We start from the raw sequence: 20,481 nt of genomic DNA on the forward strand, positions 1-20,481 counted from the left end.
TGGGATACTGACCGGATGCCACGCGTACTGCTGATCGAGGACGACCCTTCCATCCGGGAGGGCGTGGGCCTCGGCCTGCGCCGCCGCGGCCACGAGGTGAGTTCCGCCGAGACGGGGGAGGAGGGGCTCGCCCTGATGGCGGGCTTCCGTCCCGAGCTCGTCCTCCTCGACCTGATGCTGCCGGGAATCAACGGCGTCCAGGTCTGCCGCCGCATACGCGAGAACAGCCAGGTGCCGATCATCATGCTCACCGCACGCGGCGACGACTTCGACATAGTCGTCGGCCTGGAGGCCGGCGCCGACGACTACATCGTCAAACCCGCCCGCACCGAGGTCATCGAGGCCCGCATCAAAGCCGTACTGCGCCGCCTCAGCGACCCGGTGGGCGCCCGCCCCGGGGTCGAGCACCACGGCGAGCTGACCATCGACCGCGCCGGGCTGAGCGTCGCCAAGAACGGCGAACGCGTTCCGCTCGCCCCCAGCGAGATCAAGCTCCTGCTGCACCTGTCGGCCTCGCCCGAGCAGGTCTTCTCCCGCCAGCAGCTCCTCGAGTACGTCTGGGACCACAGCTACCACGCCGACGCCCGGCTCGTGGACGCCTGCGTCCGCCGGCTGCGCACCAAGGTCGAGGACCCCGACGCGAGCCCCCGCTACATACAGACCGTGCGGGGCTTCGGCTACCGCTTCGGGCCCCTGTAGGCCCCGGTGCGACGCATAGCGCCACTGGGCCTGCGCACCCGGCTGATCGCCGCCTTCCTGCTGGTCGCCGCGATCAGCGCGGTGACCACCGCCGCCCTCACCTACCAGCAGGCGCGCAACGCGATCCTCAAGCAGACCCAGGACACCGCCATCAGCACGCTGCGGGACCAGGTCGAACAGCAGGAGATACGCCTGCCGCTGGACCAGGCGGAGCTCCAGCGGGTCGTCATCGAACTGGGCAAGCGCGGCAAACCGCACCCGTGGATCGTCTTCGGCGAGTACGGCAGCCTGCGCGTCTCCACCAACCCCGACACACCGACCTCCGGCGTGATCACCGACAACCTGCGGGAGAGGGTCCGCCGCCACGACTACACCGCCTTCCAGCGGGTCGAGGACGCGCGCGGCAACCCGTGGCTGACGGTCGGTGTCCCCGCCGTCTTCGAGCACAACGGATTCAAGGAATCCACCGGGGCCGTCTTCTTCGCCAGCGTCCCGCTCTCCGCCGAACGGCAGACCGTCGAGGCCATGGTGGACGCCGCCAAGCAGGGCGCCGTCCCGGGCCTGGCCATCGCTATCGTGCCCGCGCTGCTGGCCGCCCGCAGCGTGCTGCGGCCGGTCCGCGACATGCGCCGCGCCGCCCAGCACCTCGGCCGCGGCCGCCTCGACACCCGCATCGAGGTCCGGGGCGCCGACGAACTCGCCGGACTCGCCCGCACCTTCAACGAGACCGCCCGCGCGCTGGAGCAGTCCGTGCGCGAGCTCCAGGAGGCGGAGGTCCGCGCCCGCCGCTTCGCCTCCGACGTCTCCCACGAACTGCGCACCCCGCTCGCCGGGATGCTCGCCGTCACCGAGGTCCTCGACGAGGACGCCGAGCGCCTCGACGCCGACACCGCCAAGGCCCTGCGCCTGGTCAGCGCCGAGACGGGCAAACTCGCCGTCCTCGTCGAGGACCTGATGGAGATCTCCCGCTTCGACGCCCGCGCCGCCGAGCTCAACCTCGACGACGTGGACATCGCGGAAGCCGTCCGCAAGACCCTGGAGCGCCGCCACTGGATCGACGACCGGGTCGTCACCGAACTGCCCGACGGGGTGCGTGCCCGGCTCGACCCGCGCCGCTTCGACGTGATCCTCGCCAACCTCGTCGGCAACGCCCTGCGGCACGGCGGCGCGCCCGTACGCGTCACCGTACGGACCGCACCGGGCCGAGGCGGCCAGGACGGCGAACGGCTGCTGATCGACGTCGCCGACAGCGGACCCGGCATCGCCCCCGAGGTGCTGCCGCACATCTTCGACCGGTTCTTCAAGGCCGACGCGGCGCGGACCCGCTCCGCCGGCAGCGGGCTCGGCCTCGCCATCACGCTGGAGAACGTCCGCCTGCACGGCGGCACCCTCCTCGCGGGCAACGGGCCTTCCGGAGGGGCCGTCTTCACCCTCGACATGCCACTGGAGGCCCGGGTATGACACGCCGGAGGAGGAGCTCCCGGGCCGCCGCGGCCACGGCGGTGCTGACGGGCTGCGCCCTGCTGCTCACCGGATGCGGGATCAAACGGACCGGGGTGATCGAGAGCGGCCACGCCGCGTCCGTCAAGGTCCCCGGGGCCGGCAAGAACACCGTCCTGTACTTCGTGTCCAAGGAGGGCGACCGGCTCGTCCCGACCCCGTTCACCCTGTTCGACGGCTACACCCTCGGGCCCGCGGCGCTCGTCCGCCTGCTGCTGGACGGTCCCACGGGCCGGGCCGGGGAGGCCGGTCTCACCACGGCGCTGCCCCGGCTGCCCTCCGGGACGGCGGACGCCGTGGCGGTGAGCCCGTACGCGCAGGAGCGCGGGATGACGGTCCGTGTGCCGTTCCCCGTGGGCGACCTGTCGGCACTGGCCCGCAAGCAGCTGGTGTGCACCGTCGGCGTCTCCGCCGTCGCGGACACCCTCAGCCCCGTCATCCTCCAGGGCACCGACACCACCCTCCCCTCCGACGAGTGCGACCTGAACCGCTGACCGGCCCGCCCGGTCGCGCCTGGGCCGCACTCTTGCGGGTGGGCCCCGCACCCGTCACGGTGGCCCCATGGATCACGCCGCGGACGTCCCCGACGTCTTCGACCCCCGCATCTACGCCGCCGGAGTTCCGCACGAGCGCTACCGGCTGCTGCGCGAGCGGCACCCCGTGGCGTGGCAGGCCGAACCCGAGATCCGGGGCTGGCCCGCCGGCCCCGGCTTCTGGGCGGTCACCCGGCACGCCGACGTCGTCCGGGTCCTGCGCGACCACCGCACCTACTCCTCCTGGCTGGGCGCCACCCAGATCCGCGACCCCGACCCGGCCGACCTGCCCTTCCTGCGCCGCACCATGCTCAACCAGGACCCGCCGGAGCACGGCAGACTGCGAAGGCTCGTATCGCGGGCCTTCACCCCGGCCCGCGTCGACGCCTTCGCCGGGAGGGTGCGCGAGCGCGCCCGCACCCTGCTCGCCGCCGCACGGGAGAGCGCCGAGGACGGCGCCGCCGACCTCGTGCGCACCGTCACCGACGAATACGCGCTGCTGAACCTCACCGACCTGCTGGGCGTCCCGGCCGCCGACCGGGCCCTGCTGCTGGAGTGGACCGTACGGATCATCGGCTACCAGGACCCCGAGGACGCCCCGGCCCCGCTCCTCGGCCCGGACGGCACACCGCTCAACCCGCGCTCGCCGGCCCTGCTCGGCGAGATGTTCGCGTACGCCCGCGAACTGGCCGCCCACAAGCGCGCACGTCCCGGCGACGACGTGATGACCGCCCTCGCCGGGGCCGGACTGGACCCGGCCGAACTGGAGATGTTCTTCTTCCTGCTCACCGTCGCCGGCAACGACACCGTGCGCAGCGCGGCCCCCGGCGGCCTGCTCGCGCTGGCCGGGGACCCGGACGCCTACCGCCGGCTCTCGGTCGGCGCCGCCCCCATGGACCGGGCCGTCGACGAACTCCTGCGCGTCCACCCACCGGTGCTCAGCTTCCGCCGCACGGCCTCCGCCGACACCGAACTGGCCGGGCAGCCGATCCGCGCCGGGGACAAGGTGGTGGTCTTCCACGCCTCCGCCAACCACGACGAGCGCGTCTTCGCCGACCCCGGCCGCCTGGACCTGGCCCGCACGCCCAACCCGCACGTCTCCTTCGGGGACGGCCCGCACGTCTGCCTCGGCGCCCATTTCGCCCGGCTCCAGCTGCGCATCCTCTACGAGGAGTGGTGCGCGGCGATGCCCGCGCCGGAACTGGCCGGCCCGCCGCGCCGGCTGGTGTCGAACTTCATCAACGGGATCACGCGGCTGCCGGTACGGGTGTCAGGGCGGCCCGGGTGACATCGGCCGCCAGCTCGGTCACATCGGGCCCGTACGCGTGGGAGTTGACCACCTTCAGCACCAGGCAGAAGGACTCCTTCCCGTACTTGCGGGCCAGCCGCTCGTGGTGGCGGGCCAGGTAGCGGGCGGCGGCCTGGTTGCTGACCGCCGTCTGCCCGGACAGCAGGAAGACGGGCCGGCCGCCCTGCGCGGCCGTCAGCCTGGCCAGCAGCACGTACTCCACCTGCTCCTTGGCCCACCGGTAGACCTCGCCGCCCACCTGGATCGCGCCCCGGTCCTCGTGCTCCTGGGTATCGACGTTCACCCGTACCCCCGGCAGCATCGAGGCCAGGTGTGCCACCGTACGGGTGTTGGACGTCGGGCCGCCGACGCAGAACTCGGCGCGCTCGCCGAAGCCCTGACGCGCCTCGTCGTGCGTGACGATCTGGACGTTCGCCCCGCAGTCCTTGATCAGCGCGGATATCTCCAGCAGGGCGAAGGCGTCGTTGCGGTGCACCGACGATTCCTTGCCGCCCATCTGCCGGTTGACGACGAACAGACAGTCGGAGCCGGGCGGCAGCCCGAAGAACACCTGCTTGCGGCGCAGCGCACGACGCCACAGATAGGTCCGGGCGAACCAGCCGAACCCGCCGCTGACGGCAGTGGCTATCACCCCGAGCACGATGTTGCGCACGTCGTCATTCATGCGGCGGATGGTAGCCGCCGCCCGGCCTTCCTGACGCGGGGGGTGCAGTGAAGTTACGCTGCGCGAACTAGGCCTGACCGGCCGTCGACTGGAGGAACCGGATGCGTGGTCCCGCCGCACGTCAGTTAGCGCTCGTCGCCCTCGCCGGAGCGCTCGTCTCCACCGGGGCCGCCGCCCCGCCCACCCCCACGACCGCCCCACCGGCCAAGGTGCCGGTCGCCGTCGGGTACGGCGGGGCCGTGGCCAGTGTCGACGCCGACGCGTCGGCCGCCGGCATCGCCGTCCTGCGTTCCGGCGGCAACGCCGTGGACGCGGCGATCGCCACCGCCGCCGCGCTGGGGGTGACCGAGCCCTACTCGGCGGGCATCGGCGGAGGCGGCTACTTCGTCTACTACGACGCGCGCTCCCACCGCGTGCACACCATCGACGGCCGCGAGACCGCCCCCGCCACGGCCACCGAGGCCCTGTTCCAGGAGAACGGCCTGCCCATCCCCTTCGCGGAGGGCCAGACCAGCGGACTCGGCGTCGGCGTCCCCGGTACCCCCGCCACCTGGAAGAGCGCCCTCGACGCCTGGGGCACCCGCCCGCTCGACAGACTGCTGAAGCCCGCCGAGAAACTGGCCCGAGACGGCTTCACCGTGGACAGCACCTTCCGCGCCCAGACCGAGCTCAACCAGGACCGCTTCAAGGACTTCCCGGCCACCTCGAAGCTCTTCCTGCCGGGCGGCGCCCTGCCGGTGGTCGGCTCCACCTTCAAGAACCCGGACCTGGCCGCCACCTATGCCGAACTCGGGCGCAAGGGGACCGGCGCCCTCTACCGGGGGCCGATCGCCGAGGACATCGTCCGGGCCGTCCGCACGCCTCCGGTGGACCCGGCCGCCACCCGCAAGGTCCGCGCCGGCGACCTGACCACCGGCGACCTGCGCGCGTACGCCACCAAGCGGCAGGATCCGACCCGGGTGGGCTACCGCGGCCTGGACGTCTACAGCATGGCCCCCTCCTCCTCGGGCGGCACCACCGTCGGCGAGGCGCTGAACATCCTGGAGCGGACCGACCTCTCGAAGCTGTCCGAGGCGCAGTACTTGCACCGCTTCATCGAGGCCTCGCGGATCTCCTTCGCCGACCGGGGCCGCTGGGTCGGCGACCCGGCGGCGGTGCGGGTGCCGACGCGCGAGCTGCTCTCCCAGCGGTTCGCCGACTCGCGCGCCTGCCTGATCTCTCCGGACCGTGCGCTGACCAGTCCGCTCGCCCCCGGTGACCCGCGCGACCCGGCGCCCTGCGCCACCACCGGCAGGGCCGCGCCGACCACGTACGAGGGGGAGAACACCACGCACCTGACGGCCGCCGACCGCTGGGGCAACGTGGTCTCCTACACCCTGACCATCGAGTCCACCGGCGGCAGCGCGATCACCGTGCCCGGCCGCGGATTCCTGCTCAACAACGAGCTCACCGACTTCTCCTTCGCCCCGGCCGCACCCGGCGTCCCGGACCCGAACCTGCCCGGCCCCGGCAAGCGGCCGCGATCCTCCATGGCCCCGACCATCGTGCTGGACGACGGCCGCCCGGTGCTCGCGGTGGGCTCCCCGGGCGGTGCCACCATCATCACCACCGTGCTGCAGACTCTGATCGGCCACCTGGACCGGGGCCTGCCGCTGGTCGACGCGATCGCCGCGCCGCGGGCCAGCCAGCGCAACCAGACCACCACCGAGCTGGAGCCGGGCCTGTGGAACAGCCCGCTGCGCGCGGAGCTGGAGGCGATCGGCCAGGGCTTCCGGCAGAACCCGGAGATCGGTGCGGCGACCGGCGTGCAGCGGCTGCCGGACGGCCGGTGGCTGGCGGCGGCCGAGACCAGCCGGCGGGGCGGCGGCTCGGCCATGGTGGTCCACCCGCACGGGAGGCCGTAGCGCCACGACCGTGCCACGACCTGCGCCAGGACCTGTGCCACGACCCGAGCCGCCCCCTAGAGGACGGTGAGGATCCGCGGACCGTCGGCGGTGATCGCGACCGTGTGTTCCGAGTGCGCGGCCCGGCTGCCGTCGACGGTGCGCAGGGTCCAGCCGTCCCGGTCGCAGCTGTAGTCGTCCGTACCGCCCGCGATCAGCATCGGCTCGATGGCGAGGACCATGCCGGGGCGCAGCTTCGTACCGCGTCCCGGCGGGCCCTCATTGGGGACGCCCGGGTCCTCGTGCATGGCGCGGCCGATGCCGTGGCCGCCGAAGCCGTCCGGGACGCCGTACCCGGCGGCGCGGCAGGTGGTGCCGACGGCGTGGGCGATGTCGCCGATCCTGTTCCCCGGTACGGCGGCGGCGATCCCGGCAGCGAGGGCCGCCTCGGAGGTCTCGATCAGCCGGAGGTCGGCGGGGCGGGCCCGGCCGACCGTGAAGCTGACCGCCGCGTCCCCGACCCAGCCGCCGAGCTCCGCCCCGAAGTCCGCGCTGACCAGGTCGCCGTCCCGCAGCCGCTGGTCGCCGGGGATGCCGTGCACGATCGCGTCGTTCACCGAGAGGCACACCACGGCGGGGAAGGGCACCGGCGCGAACTGCGGCCGGTAGCCCAGGAAGGGCGAGGTGGCGCCGGCCTCGCGGAGCACCTCGCGCGCCACCCGGTCCAGGTCCAGCGGGGACACCCCCACGTCGGCGGCCTCCCGTACGGCGGCCAGGGCGCGGGCGACCACCCGGCCCGCGGCGCGCATCTCGTCGATCTCTCGTTCCGTCTTCAGAATCACCATGCCAATAACTATACCGGTATAACAATGACGGGATAGTTATTGGTGTGCGGGGTAGGATGAGGGCATGGTCCGTACCCCTCTCACCCCCGAAGAACGCGAGCGCGGCGAGCGGCTGGGCGCGCTGCTGCGCGAAGCCCGAGGCAGCCGCAGCATGGTCGAGGTCGCGGCCGGCGCCGGGCTCTCCGCCGAGACCCTGCGCAAGATCGAGACCGGCCGCGCGCCCACGCCCGCCTTCTTCACGGTCGCCGCCCTGGCGGACGCGCTCGGCCTCTCCCTGGACGACGTACTGCGGCGCTGCGCGGCCGTGCCCGTCTAGGTCGTCCGGGAGGCGGAGGCCCACCGGCCTGACACGGCCCACGGGACGCACCTAGGGTGCCGGTATGGATCTCGAGGAGCTCGGCAGAGCGCGGTACGTCAGTCTCACCACCTTCCGCAAGGACGGCACGCCCGTGGCGACCCCGGTGTGGGCCGTGGCCGACGGGGGCGAGCTGTACGTGTGGACGCGCACCGACACGTGGAAGGTCAAGCGGATCCGCAACAACGGGCGGGTCACCGTCACCGCGTGCGACGTGCGCGGGCGCGTCCGGGAAGGGGCGCCGGTGCACGAGGGCGAGGCCCGGCTGCTCGACGAGGCGGGGCTGCGGCGGGTGCGGAAGCTGATGTCGCGCAAGTACACGTGGCAGTACTGGTTGGTGGACGTTCCCGCCACCCTGGCGCGCCGGGGCAAGCGTCCCCACACCGCGATCGCCGTCAAGCTTTGAGACTCCCGTAGCCCGCCCGTAACACGGGTGGGATCCAATGCGCCCATGGAGACCGCGACTTCACTGGCGATCAGTCAACTCCCCGGATACTTGCGGGGATTGACGCAGAGGCTGGACCCCGGGGCAGGCTGGTACGGGGAGTTCCTGCGCCGGGACCCGGACGGCGTGCGGGCCTGTCTCGACGGGGCGGCTATGCCCCCGTGGGACCTGGTGGAATCGCTCCTGCGCGACCTGGCCGGGGCGCGGGGCGCGGAGTTCGCGGCGCGGGAGACCGTGTACGCGGCCCAGCTGCGGGCCGTGGCCGTCGCCGCCTGGGACCGGCTGCCCGGCGGCGAGGAGGAGCTGCGGACCCTGCTCGCGGCGGCGGTCGAACAGCGGGCCGAGTCGCAGACGGCCCTGCGGAGCCTGACGGTACGGCTCGCCGGGACCGCCGACCGGGCGGAGACGGAGGCCCTCACCCGGGAACTCGCCTGGGCCCAGGACGACGTGGCCCGCGCCGCCGCGCGCCACGAGGATCTGGCGGCCCGGCTGCGCGCCCTGCGGGCCGGCCCCGACGGGCAGTGGCCCCGGCCGGAAGGGGTGCAGTGGGTGCCCGGGGTGCCCCGGCAGCGGGTGGCGCGGACCGAACCGCCCGCCGGACCCCCCGCCGCGGGGCAGGAGACCGCGGCGGTCGACGCCGAGGCGTCCGCGCGGGTCGAGGTGCCGGTCCGCCGCGCCGAGGGGCGGTGGCTGCGCGGCGCGCGGCGCGCCGGAGGCGCCCGGTACGCGGGATCGGCGGCCCCCGCGGCCCCGGCCTTCACCCCGCCGCCGGGCCACCCGGGCGGGGACGGCACGCCGGGCACCGGTCCCGGCGCCGCGCTCCCCGCACCGCGCGGGGCCCGCTTCGGCAGCCCGGACCCCGAACCCCGGGCCCACGGCGGCGGCCCGGCCGCGCAGGACGCCGCGCGCCGACCCGCGCAGCACCCGGCCGCGCAGGACCCCGTTGACCGGCCCGCGCCGGCCTCATCGGGCGATCCCGGAGCCGTCGCCGTGGCCCTCCTCGCGCTGCGCGCGCAGGGCCGCAGCGGCGAGGCGCACGCCCTGCTGTGCGAGGCGGCGGCCCGGCCCGCCGACCAGCTGCCGGGGCTCGCCGCCGAGCTGACCCGGGCCGGTCTCGCGGCCGACTGGGCCACCCTGCTGTGGGAGGCGGCCTCGCTCCCGCCCGAGCAACTCGCGGCGGCCGCCGCATCCCTCGGGGCCGCGGGCCGGGAGGCCGACTGCGACGCCCTGCTGCGCCAGGGCGTCGCCCGCCCCGTGGCCGAGGTCGCGGACGCGGCCCTCGCCCTCGGCGGGGCCGGCCGGATCCGCGAGGCCGACGCCCTGCTCGGCGCCTTCGTCCGGGTGCGCACCGCCGAGGAGGCGGCGGGGCTGGCCCGGCGGGACCCGCAGTGGTTCGCCCCGCGGCTGCTCCAAGTGGCCCGGGCGCTGCCCGGAACCCGCCATCGCGATCTGGTGCACGCCCTGCGGGTGGCGGGCATCGCGAGTGCGTAGCGCGAGTGCGTAGAGGGGTGCCGGGCCGGCTCTCCCGGATCGTGCCGGGCACGGGCCCGGATGCCGCGGGCCCGGCCGCCGAGATCCGAACGAGACGGTCTAACCCGCCCGCCCGATGACCGCATTCGATCGCGTGGCGACGTAACGTGATCGACTACTCCAACCGCGCACGGCGCTCTTGCCCCAGGCTGTGACGAGGCCTACGTTCGACTCCCTACGCACACCGTCTACGTGCGTAGAACCCGGCGTTCCCGTCGCGAGGAGCAGCTCATGGCCCAAGTCGTCCGCGCCGCGCTGGTCCAGGCCACCTGGACCGGAGACACCGAATCGATGATCACCAAGCACGAGGAGTACGCCCGCCGGGCGGCCGCCGAAGGCGCGCAGATCATCGGCTTCCAGGAAGTCTTCAACTCCCCCTATTTCTGCCAGGTCCAGGAGCCCGAGCACTACCGCTGGGCCGAGGCCGTCCCCGACGGACCGACCGTCCGCCGGATGCAGGACCTCGCCCGCGAGACCGGCATGGTGATCGTCGTACCGGTCTTCGAGCTGGAGAGCGAGGGCTTCTACTACAACACCGCCGCCGTCATCGACGCCGACGGCAGTTACCTGGGCAAGTACCGCAAGCACCACATCCCGCAGGTCAAAGGCTTCTGGGAGAAGTACTACTTCCGTCCGGGCAACCTCGGCTGGCCCGTCTTCGACACCGCCGTCGGCCGGATCGGCGTCTACATCTGCTACGACCGTCACTTCCCCGAGGGGTGGCGCCAACTGGGGCTGGCCGGAGCCCAGCTGGTCTACAACCCGTCCGCCACCTCCCGAGGCCTGTCCGCATACCTGTGGCAGCTGGAGCAGCCCGCCTCCGCCGTCGCCAACGAGTACTTCATCGCCGCCATCAACCGGGTCGGCCAGGAGGAGTACGGCGACAACGACTTCTACGGCACCAGCTACTTCGTCGACCCGCGCGGTCAGTTCGTCGGGGAGGTCGCCAGCGACAAGGACGAGGAACTCGTCGTCCGCGACCTCGACTTCGACCTGATCAAGGAGGTCCGCGACCAGTGGGCCTTCTACCGCGACCGCCGACCCGACGCCTACGGAGGACTCGTACAGCCGTGACCAACCCGACCCCGCTCCACAGCCGCCACCGCACCGTCCTGCCCGACTGGCTCGCGCTGTACTACAAGCACCCCATCGAGCTCACCCACGGCGAGGGCCGCCACGTCTGGGACGCGGACGGCAACCGCTACCTCGACTTCTTCGGCGGCATCCTCACCACGATGACCGCCCACGCCCTGCCCGAGGTCACCAAGGCCGTGTCCGAGCAGGCCGGGCGGATCATCCACTCCTCCACCCTCTACCTCAACCGGCCGATGATCGAGCTGGCCGAGCGGGTCGCCGCGCTCTCCGGCATCCCCGACGCCCGGGTCTTCTTCACCACCTCCGGCACCGAGGCCAACGACACCGCCCTGCTGCTCGCGACGACGTACCGCCGGTCCAACCAGATCCTGGCGATGCGCAACAGCTACCACGGCCGGTCCTTCTCCACCGTCTCGATCACCGGCAACCGCGTCTGGTCCCCGACCAGCCTCTCGCCGCTGCAGACGTACTACGTCCAGGGCGCCGTCCGCACCCGTGGCCCGCTCGCCCACCTGGACGACACCGCCTTCACCGCCGCCGCCGTCGCGGACCTGGAGGACGTACTGGGTCAGGCCCGCGGGGGAGTGGCCGCCCTCATCGCCGAACCCATCCAGGGCGTCGGCGGCTTCACCTCCCCGCCCGACGGCCTCTACGGAGCCTTCCGCGAGGTGCTCGACCGCCACGGCATCCTGTGGATCAGCGACGAGGTGCAGACCGGCTGGGGCCGCACGGGCGACACCTTCTGGGGCTGGCAGGCGCACGCCCAGAACGGCCCGCCGGACATCCTCACCTTCGCCAAGGGCATCGGCAACGGCATGTCCATCGGCGGGGTCGTGGCCCGCGCCGAGGTGATGAACTGCCTGGACTCCAACTCCATCTCCACCTTCGGCGGCTCCCCGATCACGATGGCGGCCGGCGTCGCCAACCTCGCGTACCTGCTGGAGCACGACCTCCAGGGCAACGCCCGGCGCGTCGGCGGCCTGCTCCTGGAGCGGCTGCGCGGGATCGCCGCCACCGTGCCCGCCGTACGGGAGGTCCGCGGCCGGGGACTGATGGCCGGACTGGAACTGACCAGGCCGGGCACCGACGAGGCCGACCCGGACGCGGCGGCCGCCGTCCTGGAGGCGGCCCGCGAAGGCGGTCTGCTGCTCGGCAAGGGAGGTGGGTACAACACCAGCGTGCTGCGCATCGCGCCGCCGCTCTCCCTCACCGTCGCCGAGGCGGAAGAGGGCGCCGAGATCCTCGAACAGGCGCTTCACCAGCTGAGCGGTATCCAGTAGGGGGATCACATGAGCATCCGCACCCTGATCCGCGGCGGCCTCGTCATCACCGCCGCCGACGAAGTGCACGCGGACGTCCTGATCGAGGACGGCCGCGTGGCGGCGCTGGCCGCGCACGCCTCGGCGGCCGCCGAGGCCTGGACGGCCGACCGCACGATCGACGCCACCGGGAAGTACGTCATCCCGGGCGGGGTCGACGCGCACACCCACATGGAACTTCCCTTCGGCGGCACCGCCGCCTCCGACACCTTCGAGACCGGCACCCGGGCCGCCGCCTGGGGCGGAACCACCACCATCGTCGACTTCGCCGTGCAGAGCGTGGGCCACTCCCTGCGCGAGGGGCTCGACACCTGGTACGCCAAGGCCGACGGCAACTGCGCCGTCGACTACGCCTTCCACATGATCCTCTCGGACGTCAACGAGAGAACGCTCAAGGAGATGGACCACCTCGTCGGCGAGGGGGTCACCTCCTTCAAGCTGTTCATGGCCTATCCCGGGGTCTTCTACAGCGACGACGGGCAGATCCTGCGCGCCATGCAGCGCGGTGCCGCCAACGGCGGGCTGATCATGATGCACGCCGAGAACGGCATCGCGATCGACGTCCTCGTCGAACAGGCCCTCGCCCGCGGGGAGACCGACCCCCGCCACCACGGCGAGGTCCGCAAGGTACTGCTGGAGGCCGAAGCCACCCACCGGGCCATCCAGCTGGCGCGGGTCGCGGGCGCCCCGCTCTACGTGGTCCACGTATCGGCGGAGGAAGCGGTCGCCGAGCTGGCCGCCGCCCGCGACAAGGGCCTGCCGGTCTTCGGCGAGACCTGTCCGCAGTACCTGTTCCTGTCCACCGACAACCTGGAGGAGCCCGACTTCCAGGGCGCCAAGTACGTCTGCTCCACACCACTGCGCCCCCGCGAGCACCAGGCGGCGCTGTGGCGGGGCCTGCGGACGAACGACCTCCAAGTGGTCTCCACCGACCACTGCCCGTTCTGCTTCCGGGGCCAGAAGGAGCTGGGCCGCGGGGACTTCTCCAAGATCCCCAACGGGCTGCCGGGGGTGGAGAACCGCATGGACCTCCTCCACCAGGCCGTCCTGGACGGGCACATCAGCCGCCGACGCTGGATCGAGATCGCCTGCGCGAGCCCGGCCCGGATGTTCGGCCTCTACCCGCAGAAGGGCACCATCGCGCCGGGCTCCGACGCCGACATCGTCCTCTACGATCCGCACGCCGAGCAGGTCATCTCCGCCGAGACGCACCACATGAACGTGGACTACTCGGCGTACGAGGGCAAGCGGATCACCGGACGCGTCGACACCGTGCTCTCGCGCGGTGAACTCGTCATCGACCAGCGCGAATTCACCGGCCGGGCCGGCCACGGCGCCTTCGTCCCCCGCTCCACCTGCCAGTACCTGTAAAGAGCGTCAAGGAGCAGCCCGTATGGACTTCGGCCTCGTCCTGCAGACCGACCCACCCGCCGCCCAGGTCATCAGCCTCATGAAGCGCGCCGAGCGCAACGGCTTCCGCTACGGCTGGACCTTCGACTCCGCCGTGCTGTGGCAGGAGCCGTTCGTCATCTACAGCCAGATCCTGGAACACACCCGCAAGCTGCACATCGGCCCCATGGTCACCAACCCCGGCACCCGCACCTGGGAGGTGACCGCCTCCACCTTCGCGACCCTCAACGACATGTACGGCAACCGCACCGTCTGCGGGATCGGGCGCGGCGACTCGGCGATGCGGGTCGCCGGGCGCAAGCCCAACACCCTGGCCCGGCTCGGCGAGGCCATCGACGTCATCCGGGACCTGGCCGAGGGCCGCGAGGCCCTGGTGGACGGCAACCCGGTCCGCCTGCCGTGGATCCGCGACGGGAAGCTCCCCGTGTGGATGGCGGCGTACGGCCCCAAGGCGCTGGCCCTGGCGGGGGAGAAGGCCGACGGGTTCATCCTCCAGCTCGCCGACCCCTACCTCACCGAGTGGATGGTCAAGTCGGTCCGCGAGGCCGCCGCGGCGGCCGGCCGCGACCCGGCGGAGATCGCCATCTGCGTGGCGGCGCCCGCGTACGTGAGCGAGGACCTCGCGCACGCCCGCGACCAGTGCCGCTGGTTCGGCGGGATGGTCGGCAACCACGTCGCCGACCTGGTCACCCGGTACGGCGAGCACTCCTCGATGGTCCCCGACGAACTCACCGAGTACATCAAGGCCCGCCAGGGCTACGACTACAGCCACCACGGGCGGGCCGGGAACCCGTCCACCGACTTCGTCCCCGACGAGATCGTCGACCGTTTCTGCCTGCTGGGCCCGGTGGAGGCGCACATCGAGAAGCTGCGGACCCTGCGCGACCTGGGCGTGGACCAGTTCGCCGTCTACGACATGCACGACGCCCGGGAGGCCACGATCGACGCGTACGGCCAGCACATCATCCCGGTGCTGCGCGACTGACACCGCGGACCGCCGCCGGGGCCGCTGCCGCCCCGGCCGGCGGTCCCCGTCCGCGGCCTCCCGGGGCGGTTCACCCCGCGGACACCCGGTGTCCGGCCTCCCGTCCGGGATTGGCGGTGGGGTTTGTCGGTCGGGCGTGCTTTGCTGGAGGCATGATCGATGAGTTCCTGGCCCATGGCCTGCCCGATGTGGAAGAAGCCGTCCGCAAGGCGGCGGCGATCGAGATCATGCCGAGATTCAGACAGCTCGCCGAGCACGAGGTCGACGAGAAGAGCGGCCCCCACGACCTGGTGACCGTGGCCGACCGCAAGGCCGAGGAACACCTGACGGCCGCGCTGACCCGGCTGCTGCCCGGCTCCGCCGTGGTCGGCGAGGAGGCCGTGCACGCCGACCCGGCGGTCTACGCGGCGCTGCGCGCCGACGCCCCGGTGTGGATCGTGGACCCCGTCGACGGCACCCGCCAGTTCGTGAACGGGGACCCCGCCTTCTGCACCCTGGTCGCCCTGGCACAGCGCGGGGAGATCCTCGCCTCCTGGACCTTCGCCCCGGCACTGGAGGAGCTGGCGACCGCAGTGCGCGGGCAGGGTGCGTACGTCAACGGCGAGCGGATCCGCAGCGGTTCGCCGGAGCCGGGCGCCGCACTGCGGGTCGCCATCGCCCACCCGCTGTACACCAGTGACGAGAACAAGCGCACGCTGGCCCGGCTGGACGTGCCCGGGGTCGCGGCCCGGCCGTGCGGTTCGGCGGGCCTGGAGTACCTGAAGGTGGCCCGCGGCGAGATGGACGGCCTGGCCTTCACCTGGCCCTCGGCCTGGGACCACGCGGCCGGGCTGCTGCTGGTCGCGGAGGCCGGCGGCGCGCAGAGCACGGTCGACGGGGTCCCCTTCCGGGTGGACCGGGACAACGCGCTGCCGTTCGCCGTCGGCCGCGACGAGGCCACCGCCGTCCGTATCCGCGAGCTGCTCAAGGGCGCCTGAGCGGTCCGGGCCGGTCCGGGCGGGCCCGGACGGATGCGAGGGGTGTCCGGCCGGCCGCGTACGGCGCAATATCCTGGGGGTGCAGGCGCCGCCGGAAACGAAGGAGTCGCAAGTGCCGTCGATTCTCGATGTGGTCGTGGTGGGGGCGGGGCCCAACGGGCTCACGGCCGCTGTCGAACTGGCCCGGCGCGGCTTCTCGGTGGCCGTGTTCGAAGCCGCCGACACGGTCGGCGGCGGCGCCCGGACCGAGGAGCTCACCCTCCCGGGCTTCCGGCACGACCCCTGCTCGGCGGTGCACCCGCTCGGAGTCGGCTCGCCGGTCTTCGCCACGATGCCCCTGAAGCGGTACGGGCTGGAGTGGCTGCACGCCCCGCTGCCCATGGCGCACCCCTTCGACGACGGCACGGCCGCCGTCCTGTCCCGCTCGGTCGCGGAGACGGCGGCGTCCCTCGGCCCGCGCGACGCGGGTGCCTACCGGCGCCTGATCGGACCGTTCCTCGGCAAATGGGACACCCTGGCCCGGGACTTCATGTCACTGCCGAGCACCGCACTGCCCCGGGATCCGCTCACGCTCGCCCGCTTCGGGCTGGCCGGGCTGCCGCCCTCCACCTGGCTCCTGAGCCGCTTCCGCGACGAACGGGCCCGGGCGCTCTTCGCGGGCCTGGTCGCCCACGTCATTGCACCGCTCGACGGGATCGCCACCAGCGCCGTCGGCCTCGTCTTCGCACTGGCCGCGCACGCGAACGGCTGGCCCATGCCCCGCGGCGGCTCGCAGTCCGTCTCCGACGCCCTCGCCGGGTACCTGCGCGACCTCGGCGGGACCATCCACACCGGCTTCGAGGTCAAGCGGCTCGACGACCTCCCGCCGGCCCGCACCTACGTCTTCGACACCTCGCCGACCGCGCTGGCCCGGATCGCCCGCCTGGGCCGTGCGTACGACGGCTACCGGTACGGCGCCTCCGTGTTCAAGCTCGACTACGCACTGGACGGCCCGGTCCCGTGGACGGCCGAGGAGCCGCGCCGCGCCGGCACCGTGCAGATCGGCCCGCGCGCCCGGGACATCGACGCCGCCCTGCAGCTCGCCTCGGGCGGCCGGGCCCCGCGCGCTCCCTTCCTCATCACGGCGCAGCCCAGCCTGGTGGACCCAGGCCGGGCGCCCGAGGGCAAGCACGTCTTCTGGGCGTACGGGCACGTCCCCGCCGGCTGGGACGGCGATCTCACCGAGGCCGTCGAAACCCAACTGGAGCGCTTCGCCCCCGGCTTCCGCGACCTGGTCCTCGCCCGCGCCACAGCCGGTCCGCCCCAGCTCGCCGCCCGCAACCCGAACTACGTGGGCGGGGACATCGCCTGCGGGGCCGCCTCGGGACTGCAGCTCCTGCTGCGCCCCAAACTGTCCCTCACCCCGTACACGACGGCCCACCCGGCGGTCTTCCTGTGCTCCTCGGCGACGCCGCCGGGCCCGGGCGTGCACGGCATGTCCGGGCACAACGCCGCCAAGGCGGTCTGGCGCCACTTGCGAAAGGACTCCTGATGGCCCGCATCGTCCTGGTCCGCGGCGACATCACCGCCGAGAAGGCCGACGCGATCGTCAACGCCGCCAACTCCTCGCTGCTCGGCGGCGGCGGGGTCGACGGGGCCATCCACCGGCGCGGTGGCCCGGAGATCCTCGCGGCCTGCGAGGACCTGCGCCGCTCGCACTACGGCAAGGGCCTGGCGACGGGCCGGGCCGTCGCCACCACGGCCGGCCGGCTCCCCGCCGACCACGTCATCCACACGGTGGGCCCGGTCTGGTCCCGCGAGGAGGACCGCTCCGAGCTGCTGGCCTCCTGCTACCGCGAATCGCTGCGGGTCGCCGACGAGCTGGGGGCCCGTACGGTCGCCTTCCCGGCCATCTCCACCGGTATCTACGGCTGGCCGATGGACGACGGCGCGCGCATCGCGGTGGAGACGGTGCGCGGCGCCCGTACCGACGTGCAGGAGGTACGGTTCGTGCTCTTCGACGCGGCCGCCTTCGAAGCCTTCGAGGCGGCGGTGGCCGGCTCCCGCTGAGGCGTCCGCGGCTCAGTCAGCGCGGCGATCGCCGTGACGCCCCCGGTGCGGGCCGCGGGTAGGTCCGGGACTGCTTGACGCTGCCGAAGGCGAAGCTCGATTCGATCGAGGCGATCGCGGGGATGGCGTGGATCCGGTGGCGCACCAGGGATTCGTAGGCCTCGAGGTCCTCGATGACGACCCGCAGCAGGTAGTCGCTGCTGCCCGCCATCAGATAGCAGTCCTGGATGTGCTCGATGACCGCGACGTGCTCCTCGAACTGCCGCACCGCCTCCGCCGTGTGGCGCTCCAGCCGGATCCGCACGAAGACGGTGACCGGGAGCCCGAAGGCGACCTGGTCGACCATGGCCGTGTAGCCGCGGATCAGACCCGCCTCCTCCAGCCGTCGCACGCGGCGCAGACAGGGGGAGGGGGACAGTCGGACGCGGTCCGCCAGGTCCTGGTTGGACAGGCGCCCGTCGGCCTGCAATTCCCTGATGATCTGCAGATCGACTGCGTCCACGGCCACTCCTTGGCAGATTCTGCCCCAAACGTATGTCCGAGAGGCAGAACTGGCAATCGGCTGCCCCGGCCGAAGCCCTAGCGTTGCCCTGCACGGACCGGATCGGTCCGTGTCCCAGAGGCTGGAGCAATTCCTTGGTCGCGACGAACACCACCCGGGCGACCCTGCCTCCCGATGCGGCGGGCCCGCGGGCCGGACACCCCGGCCGGCGCGGGCTCTCCCCACAGGCCGAAGGCATGCTGGCGCTGCTGGTGACCGTGTCCATCTGGGCGGCCTTCGCGCTCAGCGCCCGCGCCCTCAGCGGCTCCTCCCTGCTCCCCGCCGACGCGGCCCTGCTGCGCTTCGGCGTCCCCCTCGTCGTCCTGTTCCCCGCCCTGTGGCGGCGCCGCCGCGCCATCGCCGCGGTACGGCCCGGACCCGCAGTGAAGATCATCTGCGGTGCGGGGGTGCCCTTCTTCCTGGCCGCGATGCACGGCGGCGCCCTCACCTCCGCCGCCTTCGTCGGCTCCATCGTGCCCGGCATGGTCCCGCTGTTCGTCTCCGCGATCATGATCCGCCGCGGCCACGGGACGCCCCGCGGCACCCAGGCGGCCGGGCTCGCGCTGATCGCGGCCGGCGTGATCGCCCTCGTCTGGCGCTACGTGGTTCCGGTCGACACCGACGTACTCGCGGGCGCCGGCACGCTCCTGGTGGCCAGCGGCCTGTGGGCCCTCTACACGGTGGGACTGCGCGAGGTGGACCTCGACCCCGTCGGCTCGATCGGCCTGCTGTGCCTGCCCTCCTTCGCCGTGATCGGCGCCCTCGCCCTGACCGGGGTGCTCCCGACCGGCATCGCACACGCCGCGGGCAGCGACATCGCACTGTTCCTCGTCGTGCAGGGGCTGGGCGTCGGACTGTGCGCGGGCCTGCTGTACGCCTTCGCCATCCGCCGGCTCGGCGCCGAGCGCAGCGCCGTCGTCGGCAGCCTCAGCCCCGTCGCCGTCGTCCTGCTCGCCGTCCCGCTGCTCGGCGAGACACCGACCCTCGCCGTGCTCGTCGGCGTCCCCCTCATCACCGCCGGCGTCGTCCTCGCCAACCGCCGCCCACGACCCAAGGTTCCCGCAGATGCTTGAGCTCCTTCCCCCGCCGCCCACCGACCCGCTGTGGGACCTGACCTACGAGTTCGGCGGCGACGAGCGGCCCGAACGACTCAACCTCGTCCTCGGCGTCTACCGGGACCAGACGGGCACCACGCCCGTCATGACCGCCGTGCGCGAGGCCGAGATCCGGCTGGCGGAGCGCTCCGACTCCAAGGAGTACCGCGGGCTCTCCGGCAACGCCGCCTTCAACCGCTCCCTGCTGGAGCTGGTCCTGGGCCCGAGCGGGCCCGCCGACCGGGCCGCGGCCGTCCAGACCGTCGCGGGCTCCGGCGCGCTGCGGCTGCTGGCCGACCTGATCTGCCGGACCCGCCCCGGCACCACGGTGTGGATCAGCGACCCGGCCTACGTCAACCACCGGCCCATCCTGGAGGCCGCCGGGCTGCGCGTGCGCACGTACGGCTGGCGCGACGCCGAGGGCGGCTTCGACACCTCCGGCGTGCTCGGCGAACTGCAGGACGCCCAGCGGGACGACGTCGTCCTGCTCCAGGGCTGCTGCCACAACCCCACGGGCGTGGACCCGCTGCTGGACGACTGGGAGGCGCTCGCCGATTCGGCCGTCAGCGGCGGCTGGGTGCCCTTCGTCGACCTGGCCTACCACGGCCTCGGCGACGGCCTGGAGGCCGACCTGCTGGCCACCCGGATGCTCGCGGCCCGCGTCCCCGAGATGCTGATCGCGGTCAGCTGCTCCAAGAACTTCGGCCTCTACAGCGACCGTGTCGGCTGCGCCATCGTGATCGGCGCCTCGGGCCGGACCGTCCGGCACGCCGAGACGACCCTGCAGAACGCCGCCCGGACGCTCTACTCGATGCCGCCCGAGCACGGCGCCGCCGTCGTGACCGCGATCCTGCAGGACGAGGGGCTGCGCGCCGCCTGGCGGGCGGAGCTGGAGGTCATGCGGGGCCGGATCATGGACAACCGGGCCGATCTGATCGCCCACCTGAGCGCGCTCGGCTGCGCGGAACAGGCGCGCACGCTCGCCCGGCAGAAGGGCATGTTCTCGATGCTGCCGCTGTCCTCGCAGCAGATGCTCCGGCTGCGCCGGCAGTACGCCGTCTACGGGACGACCTCGGGGCGGATCAACATCGCGGGCATCCCGGCCCACCGGATCCCCGACCTCGCCCGGGGCATCGCCGGCGTCCTCGACGGCCCCGACACGGCCGACCGGCTCCGTATGCTCCCGCGCCAGCAGACCGGACCCGCCGCCGTACTGCCGTAGGGGGTCCTCCCGATCAGGGCGGGCTC

General features: G+C 73.2%; 20 protein-coding genes. 17 read left to right on the top strand and 3 right to left on the bottom strand.

Annotation, left to right across the window (positions count from 1 at the left end; translation table 11 throughout):
* The first annotated feature begins 15 nt into the window (after positions 1 to 15).
* The 4 genes from IE257_RS12730 to IE257_RS12745 all read left to right on the top strand — a co-directional run bounded on the left by IE257_RS12730 (position 16) and on the right by IE257_RS12745 (position 4,020).
* Complete coding sequence (locus IE257_RS12730; protein WP_189967914.1) at positions 16 to 699, top strand: response regulator; 684 nt, start codon at positions 16 to 18, stop codon at positions 697 to 699.
* Positions 700 to 705: 6 nt separating this feature from the next.
* On the top strand, positions 706 to 2,160 hold the full coding sequence (locus IE257_RS12735; RefSeq protein WP_189967916.1) for an ATP-binding protein: 1,455 nt from the start codon (positions 706 to 708) through the stop codon (positions 2,158 to 2,160).
* Positions 2,157 to 2,693, top strand: coding sequence for a hypothetical protein (locus tag IE257_RS12740; RefSeq protein WP_189967919.1), 537 nt, complete (start codon positions 2,157 to 2,159; stop codon positions 2,691 to 2,693). Before IE257_RS12735 ends, IE257_RS12740 begins: the two co-directional genes overlap by 4 nt.
* A gap of 67 nt (positions 2,694 to 2,760) precedes the next feature.
* A complete protein-coding gene (locus tag IE257_RS12745; RefSeq protein WP_189967921.1) occupies positions 2,761 to 4,020 on the top strand; it encodes a cytochrome P450 in 1,260 nt (419 codons plus the stop codon).
* Here the strand turns inward: IE257_RS12745 and IE257_RS12750 are convergent.
* Entirely contained in the window at positions 3,980 to 4,705 is a 726-nt protein-coding gene (locus IE257_RS12750) for a hypothetical protein (protein ID WP_189967923.1), read from the bottom strand. The two genes, IE257_RS12745 and IE257_RS12750, sit on opposite strands and share 41 nt — an antisense overlap.
* A gap of 101 nt (positions 4,706 to 4,806) precedes the next feature.
* Here IE257_RS12750 and ggt point away from each other — a divergent pair, with 101 nt between their 5' ends.
* Positions 4,807 to 6,609 carry a gamma-glutamyltransferase gene (ggt, locus tag IE257_RS12755; RefSeq protein WP_189967925.1) on the top strand — a complete coding sequence of 601 codons (1,803 nt, stop codon included), beginning with the start codon at positions 4,807 to 4,809 and terminating at the stop codon, positions 6,607 to 6,609.
* 56 nt (positions 6,610 to 6,665) lie between these two features.
* Here ggt and map read toward each other — a convergent pair whose 3' ends face one another.
* On the bottom strand, positions 6,666 to 7,433 hold the full coding sequence (gene map / locus IE257_RS12760; RefSeq protein WP_189967927.1) for a type I methionyl aminopeptidase: 768 nt from the start codon (positions 7,431 to 7,433) through the stop codon (positions 6,666 to 6,668).
* A gap of 64 nt (positions 7,434 to 7,497) precedes the next feature.
* Here map and IE257_RS12765 point away from each other — a divergent pair, with 64 nt between their 5' ends.
* From IE257_RS12765 to IE257_RS12810, 10 genes are all read left to right on the top strand, one after another.
* Positions 7,498 to 7,749, top strand: coding sequence for a helix-turn-helix domain-containing protein (locus IE257_RS12765; RefSeq protein WP_189967928.1), 252 nt, complete (start codon positions 7,498 to 7,500; stop codon positions 7,747 to 7,749).
* 64 nt (positions 7,750 to 7,813) lie between these two features.
* A complete protein-coding gene (locus IE257_RS12770) occupies positions 7,814 to 8,194 on the top strand; it encodes a PPOX class F420-dependent oxidoreductase (RefSeq protein ID WP_189967929.1) in 381 nt (126 codons plus the stop codon).
* Positions 8,195 to 8,293: 99 nt separating this feature from the next.
* A complete protein-coding gene (locus IE257_RS12775; RefSeq protein ID WP_189967930.1) occupies positions 8,294 to 9,724 on the top strand; it encodes a hypothetical protein in 1,431 nt (476 codons plus the stop codon).
* 270 nt (positions 9,725 to 9,994) lie between these two features.
* Complete coding sequence (locus IE257_RS12780) at positions 9,995 to 10,837, top strand: nitrilase-related carbon-nitrogen hydrolase (RefSeq protein ID WP_189967931.1); 843 nt, start codon at positions 9,995 to 9,997, stop codon at positions 10,835 to 10,837.
* The gene (locus IE257_RS12785; RefSeq protein WP_189967932.1) at positions 10,834 to 12,138 is read left to right on the top strand and encodes an aspartate aminotransferase family protein; all 1,305 of its coding nucleotides are present in this window, start codon (positions 10,834 to 10,836) and stop codon (positions 12,136 to 12,138) included. The genes IE257_RS12780 and IE257_RS12785 overlap by 4 nt, the downstream gene beginning before the upstream one ends.
* Positions 12,139 to 12,147: 9 nt before the next feature.
* The gene (gene hydA / locus IE257_RS12790; RefSeq protein ID WP_189967933.1) at positions 12,148 to 13,548 is read left to right on the top strand and encodes a dihydropyrimidinase; all 1,401 of its coding nucleotides are present in this window, start codon (positions 12,148 to 12,150) and stop codon (positions 13,546 to 13,548) included.
* A 22-nt stretch (positions 13,549 to 13,570) separates the two neighbouring features.
* A complete protein-coding gene (locus tag IE257_RS12795) occupies positions 13,571 to 14,572 on the top strand; it encodes a TIGR03842 family LLM class F420-dependent oxidoreductase (RefSeq protein WP_189967934.1) in 1,002 nt (333 codons plus the stop codon).
* Positions 14,573 to 14,724: 152 nt separating this feature from the next.
* Positions 14,725 to 15,549, top strand: a complete 825-nt coding sequence (locus IE257_RS12800) for an inositol monophosphatase family protein (protein ID WP_189967935.1) — start codon at positions 14,725 to 14,727, stop codon at positions 15,547 to 15,549.
* A gap of 112 nt (positions 15,550 to 15,661) precedes the next feature.
* Positions 15,662 to 17,080 (top strand): phytoene desaturase family protein, encoded by a 1,419-nt coding sequence (locus IE257_RS12805; RefSeq protein ID WP_189967936.1) that lies wholly within the window; start codon positions 15,662 to 15,664, stop codon positions 17,078 to 17,080.
* On the top strand, positions 17,080 to 17,598 hold the full coding sequence (locus IE257_RS12810) for an O-acetyl-ADP-ribose deacetylase (RefSeq protein ID WP_189967937.1): 519 nt from the start codon (positions 17,080 to 17,082) through the stop codon (positions 17,596 to 17,598). Before IE257_RS12805 ends, IE257_RS12810 begins: the two co-directional genes overlap by 1 nt.
* 16 nt (positions 17,599 to 17,614) lie before the next feature.
* Here the strand turns inward: IE257_RS12810 and IE257_RS12815 are convergent, their stop codons facing one another.
* A complete protein-coding gene (locus IE257_RS12815; protein WP_189967938.1) occupies positions 17,615 to 18,100 on the bottom strand; it encodes an Lrp/AsnC family transcriptional regulator in 486 nt (161 codons plus the stop codon).
* 134 nt (positions 18,101 to 18,234) lie between these two features.
* Between IE257_RS12815 and IE257_RS12820 the strand changes: the two genes are divergently transcribed.
* A complete protein-coding gene (locus IE257_RS12820; protein WP_229920307.1) occupies positions 18,235 to 19,212 on the top strand; it encodes a DMT family transporter in 978 nt (325 codons plus the stop codon).
* Positions 19,205 to 20,455 carry an amino acid aminotransferase gene (locus tag IE257_RS12825; RefSeq protein ID WP_189967939.1) on the top strand — a complete coding sequence of 417 codons (1,251 nt, stop codon included), beginning with the start codon at positions 19,205 to 19,207 and terminating at the stop codon, positions 20,453 to 20,455. The genes IE257_RS12820 and IE257_RS12825 overlap by 8 nt, the downstream gene beginning before the upstream one ends.
* Positions 20,456 to 20,481 lie beyond the last annotated feature (26 nt).

This window comes from Streptomyces avidinii, from assembly GCF_014650695.1.
Taxonomy (GTDB): Bacteria; Actinomycetota; Actinomycetes; order Streptomycetales; family Streptomycetaceae; genus Streptomyces; species Streptomyces avidinii.

What these genes read in the sequence shown, in the direction of transcription:
- IE257_RS12740 (WP_189967919.1), top strand. Translation starts at nt 2,157, where the DNA reads ATGACACGCCGGAGGAGGAGCTCCCGGGCCGCCGCGGCCACGGCGGTG.
- IE257_RS12770 (WP_189967929.1), top strand. Translation starts at nt 7,814, where the DNA reads ATGGATCTCGAGGAGCTCGGCAGAGCGCGGTACGTCAGTCTCACCACC.
- IE257_RS12795 (WP_189967934.1), top strand. Translation starts at nt 13,571, where the DNA reads ATGGACTTCGGCCTCGTCCTGCAGACCGACCCACCCGCCGCCCAGGTC.
- IE257_RS12825 (WP_189967939.1), top strand. Translation starts at nt 19,205, where the DNA reads ATGCTTGAGCTCCTTCCCCCGCCGCCCACCGACCCGCTGTGGGACCTG.
- map (WP_189967927.1), bottom strand. Translation starts at nt 7,433, where the DNA reads ATGGTGATTCTGAAGACGGAACGAGAGATCGACGAGATGCGCGCCGCG.
- IE257_RS12745 (WP_189967921.1), top strand. Translation starts at nt 2,761, where the DNA reads ATGGATCACGCCGCGGACGTCCCCGACGTCTTCGACCCCCGCATCTAC.
- IE257_RS12765 (WP_189967928.1), top strand. Translation starts at nt 7,498, where the DNA reads ATGGTCCGTACCCCTCTCACCCCCGAAGAACGCGAGCGCGGCGAGCGG.
- IE257_RS12750 (WP_189967923.1), bottom strand. Translation starts at nt 4,705, where the DNA reads ATGAATGACGACGTGCGCAACATCGTGCTCGGGGTGATAGCCACTGCC.
- IE257_RS12810 (WP_189967937.1), top strand. Translation starts at nt 17,080, where the DNA reads ATGGCCCGCATCGTCCTGGTCCGCGGCGACATCACCGCCGAGAAGGCC.
- IE257_RS12730 (WP_189967914.1), top strand. Translation starts at nt 16, where the DNA reads ATGCCACGCGTACTGCTGATCGAGGACGACCCTTCCATCCGGGAGGGC.
- hydA (WP_189967933.1), top strand. Translation starts at nt 12,148, where the DNA reads ATGAGCATCCGCACCCTGATCCGCGGCGGCCTCGTCATCACCGCCGCC.
- IE257_RS12780 (WP_189967931.1), top strand. Translation starts at nt 9,995, where the DNA reads ATGGCCCAAGTCGTCCGCGCCGCGCTGGTCCAGGCCACCTGGACCGGA.
- IE257_RS12800 (WP_189967935.1), top strand. Translation starts at nt 14,725, where the DNA reads ATGATCGATGAGTTCCTGGCCCATGGCCTGCCCGATGTGGAAGAAGCC.
- ggt (WP_189967925.1), top strand. Translation starts at nt 4,807, where the DNA reads ATGCGTGGTCCCGCCGCACGTCAGTTAGCGCTCGTCGCCCTCGCCGGA.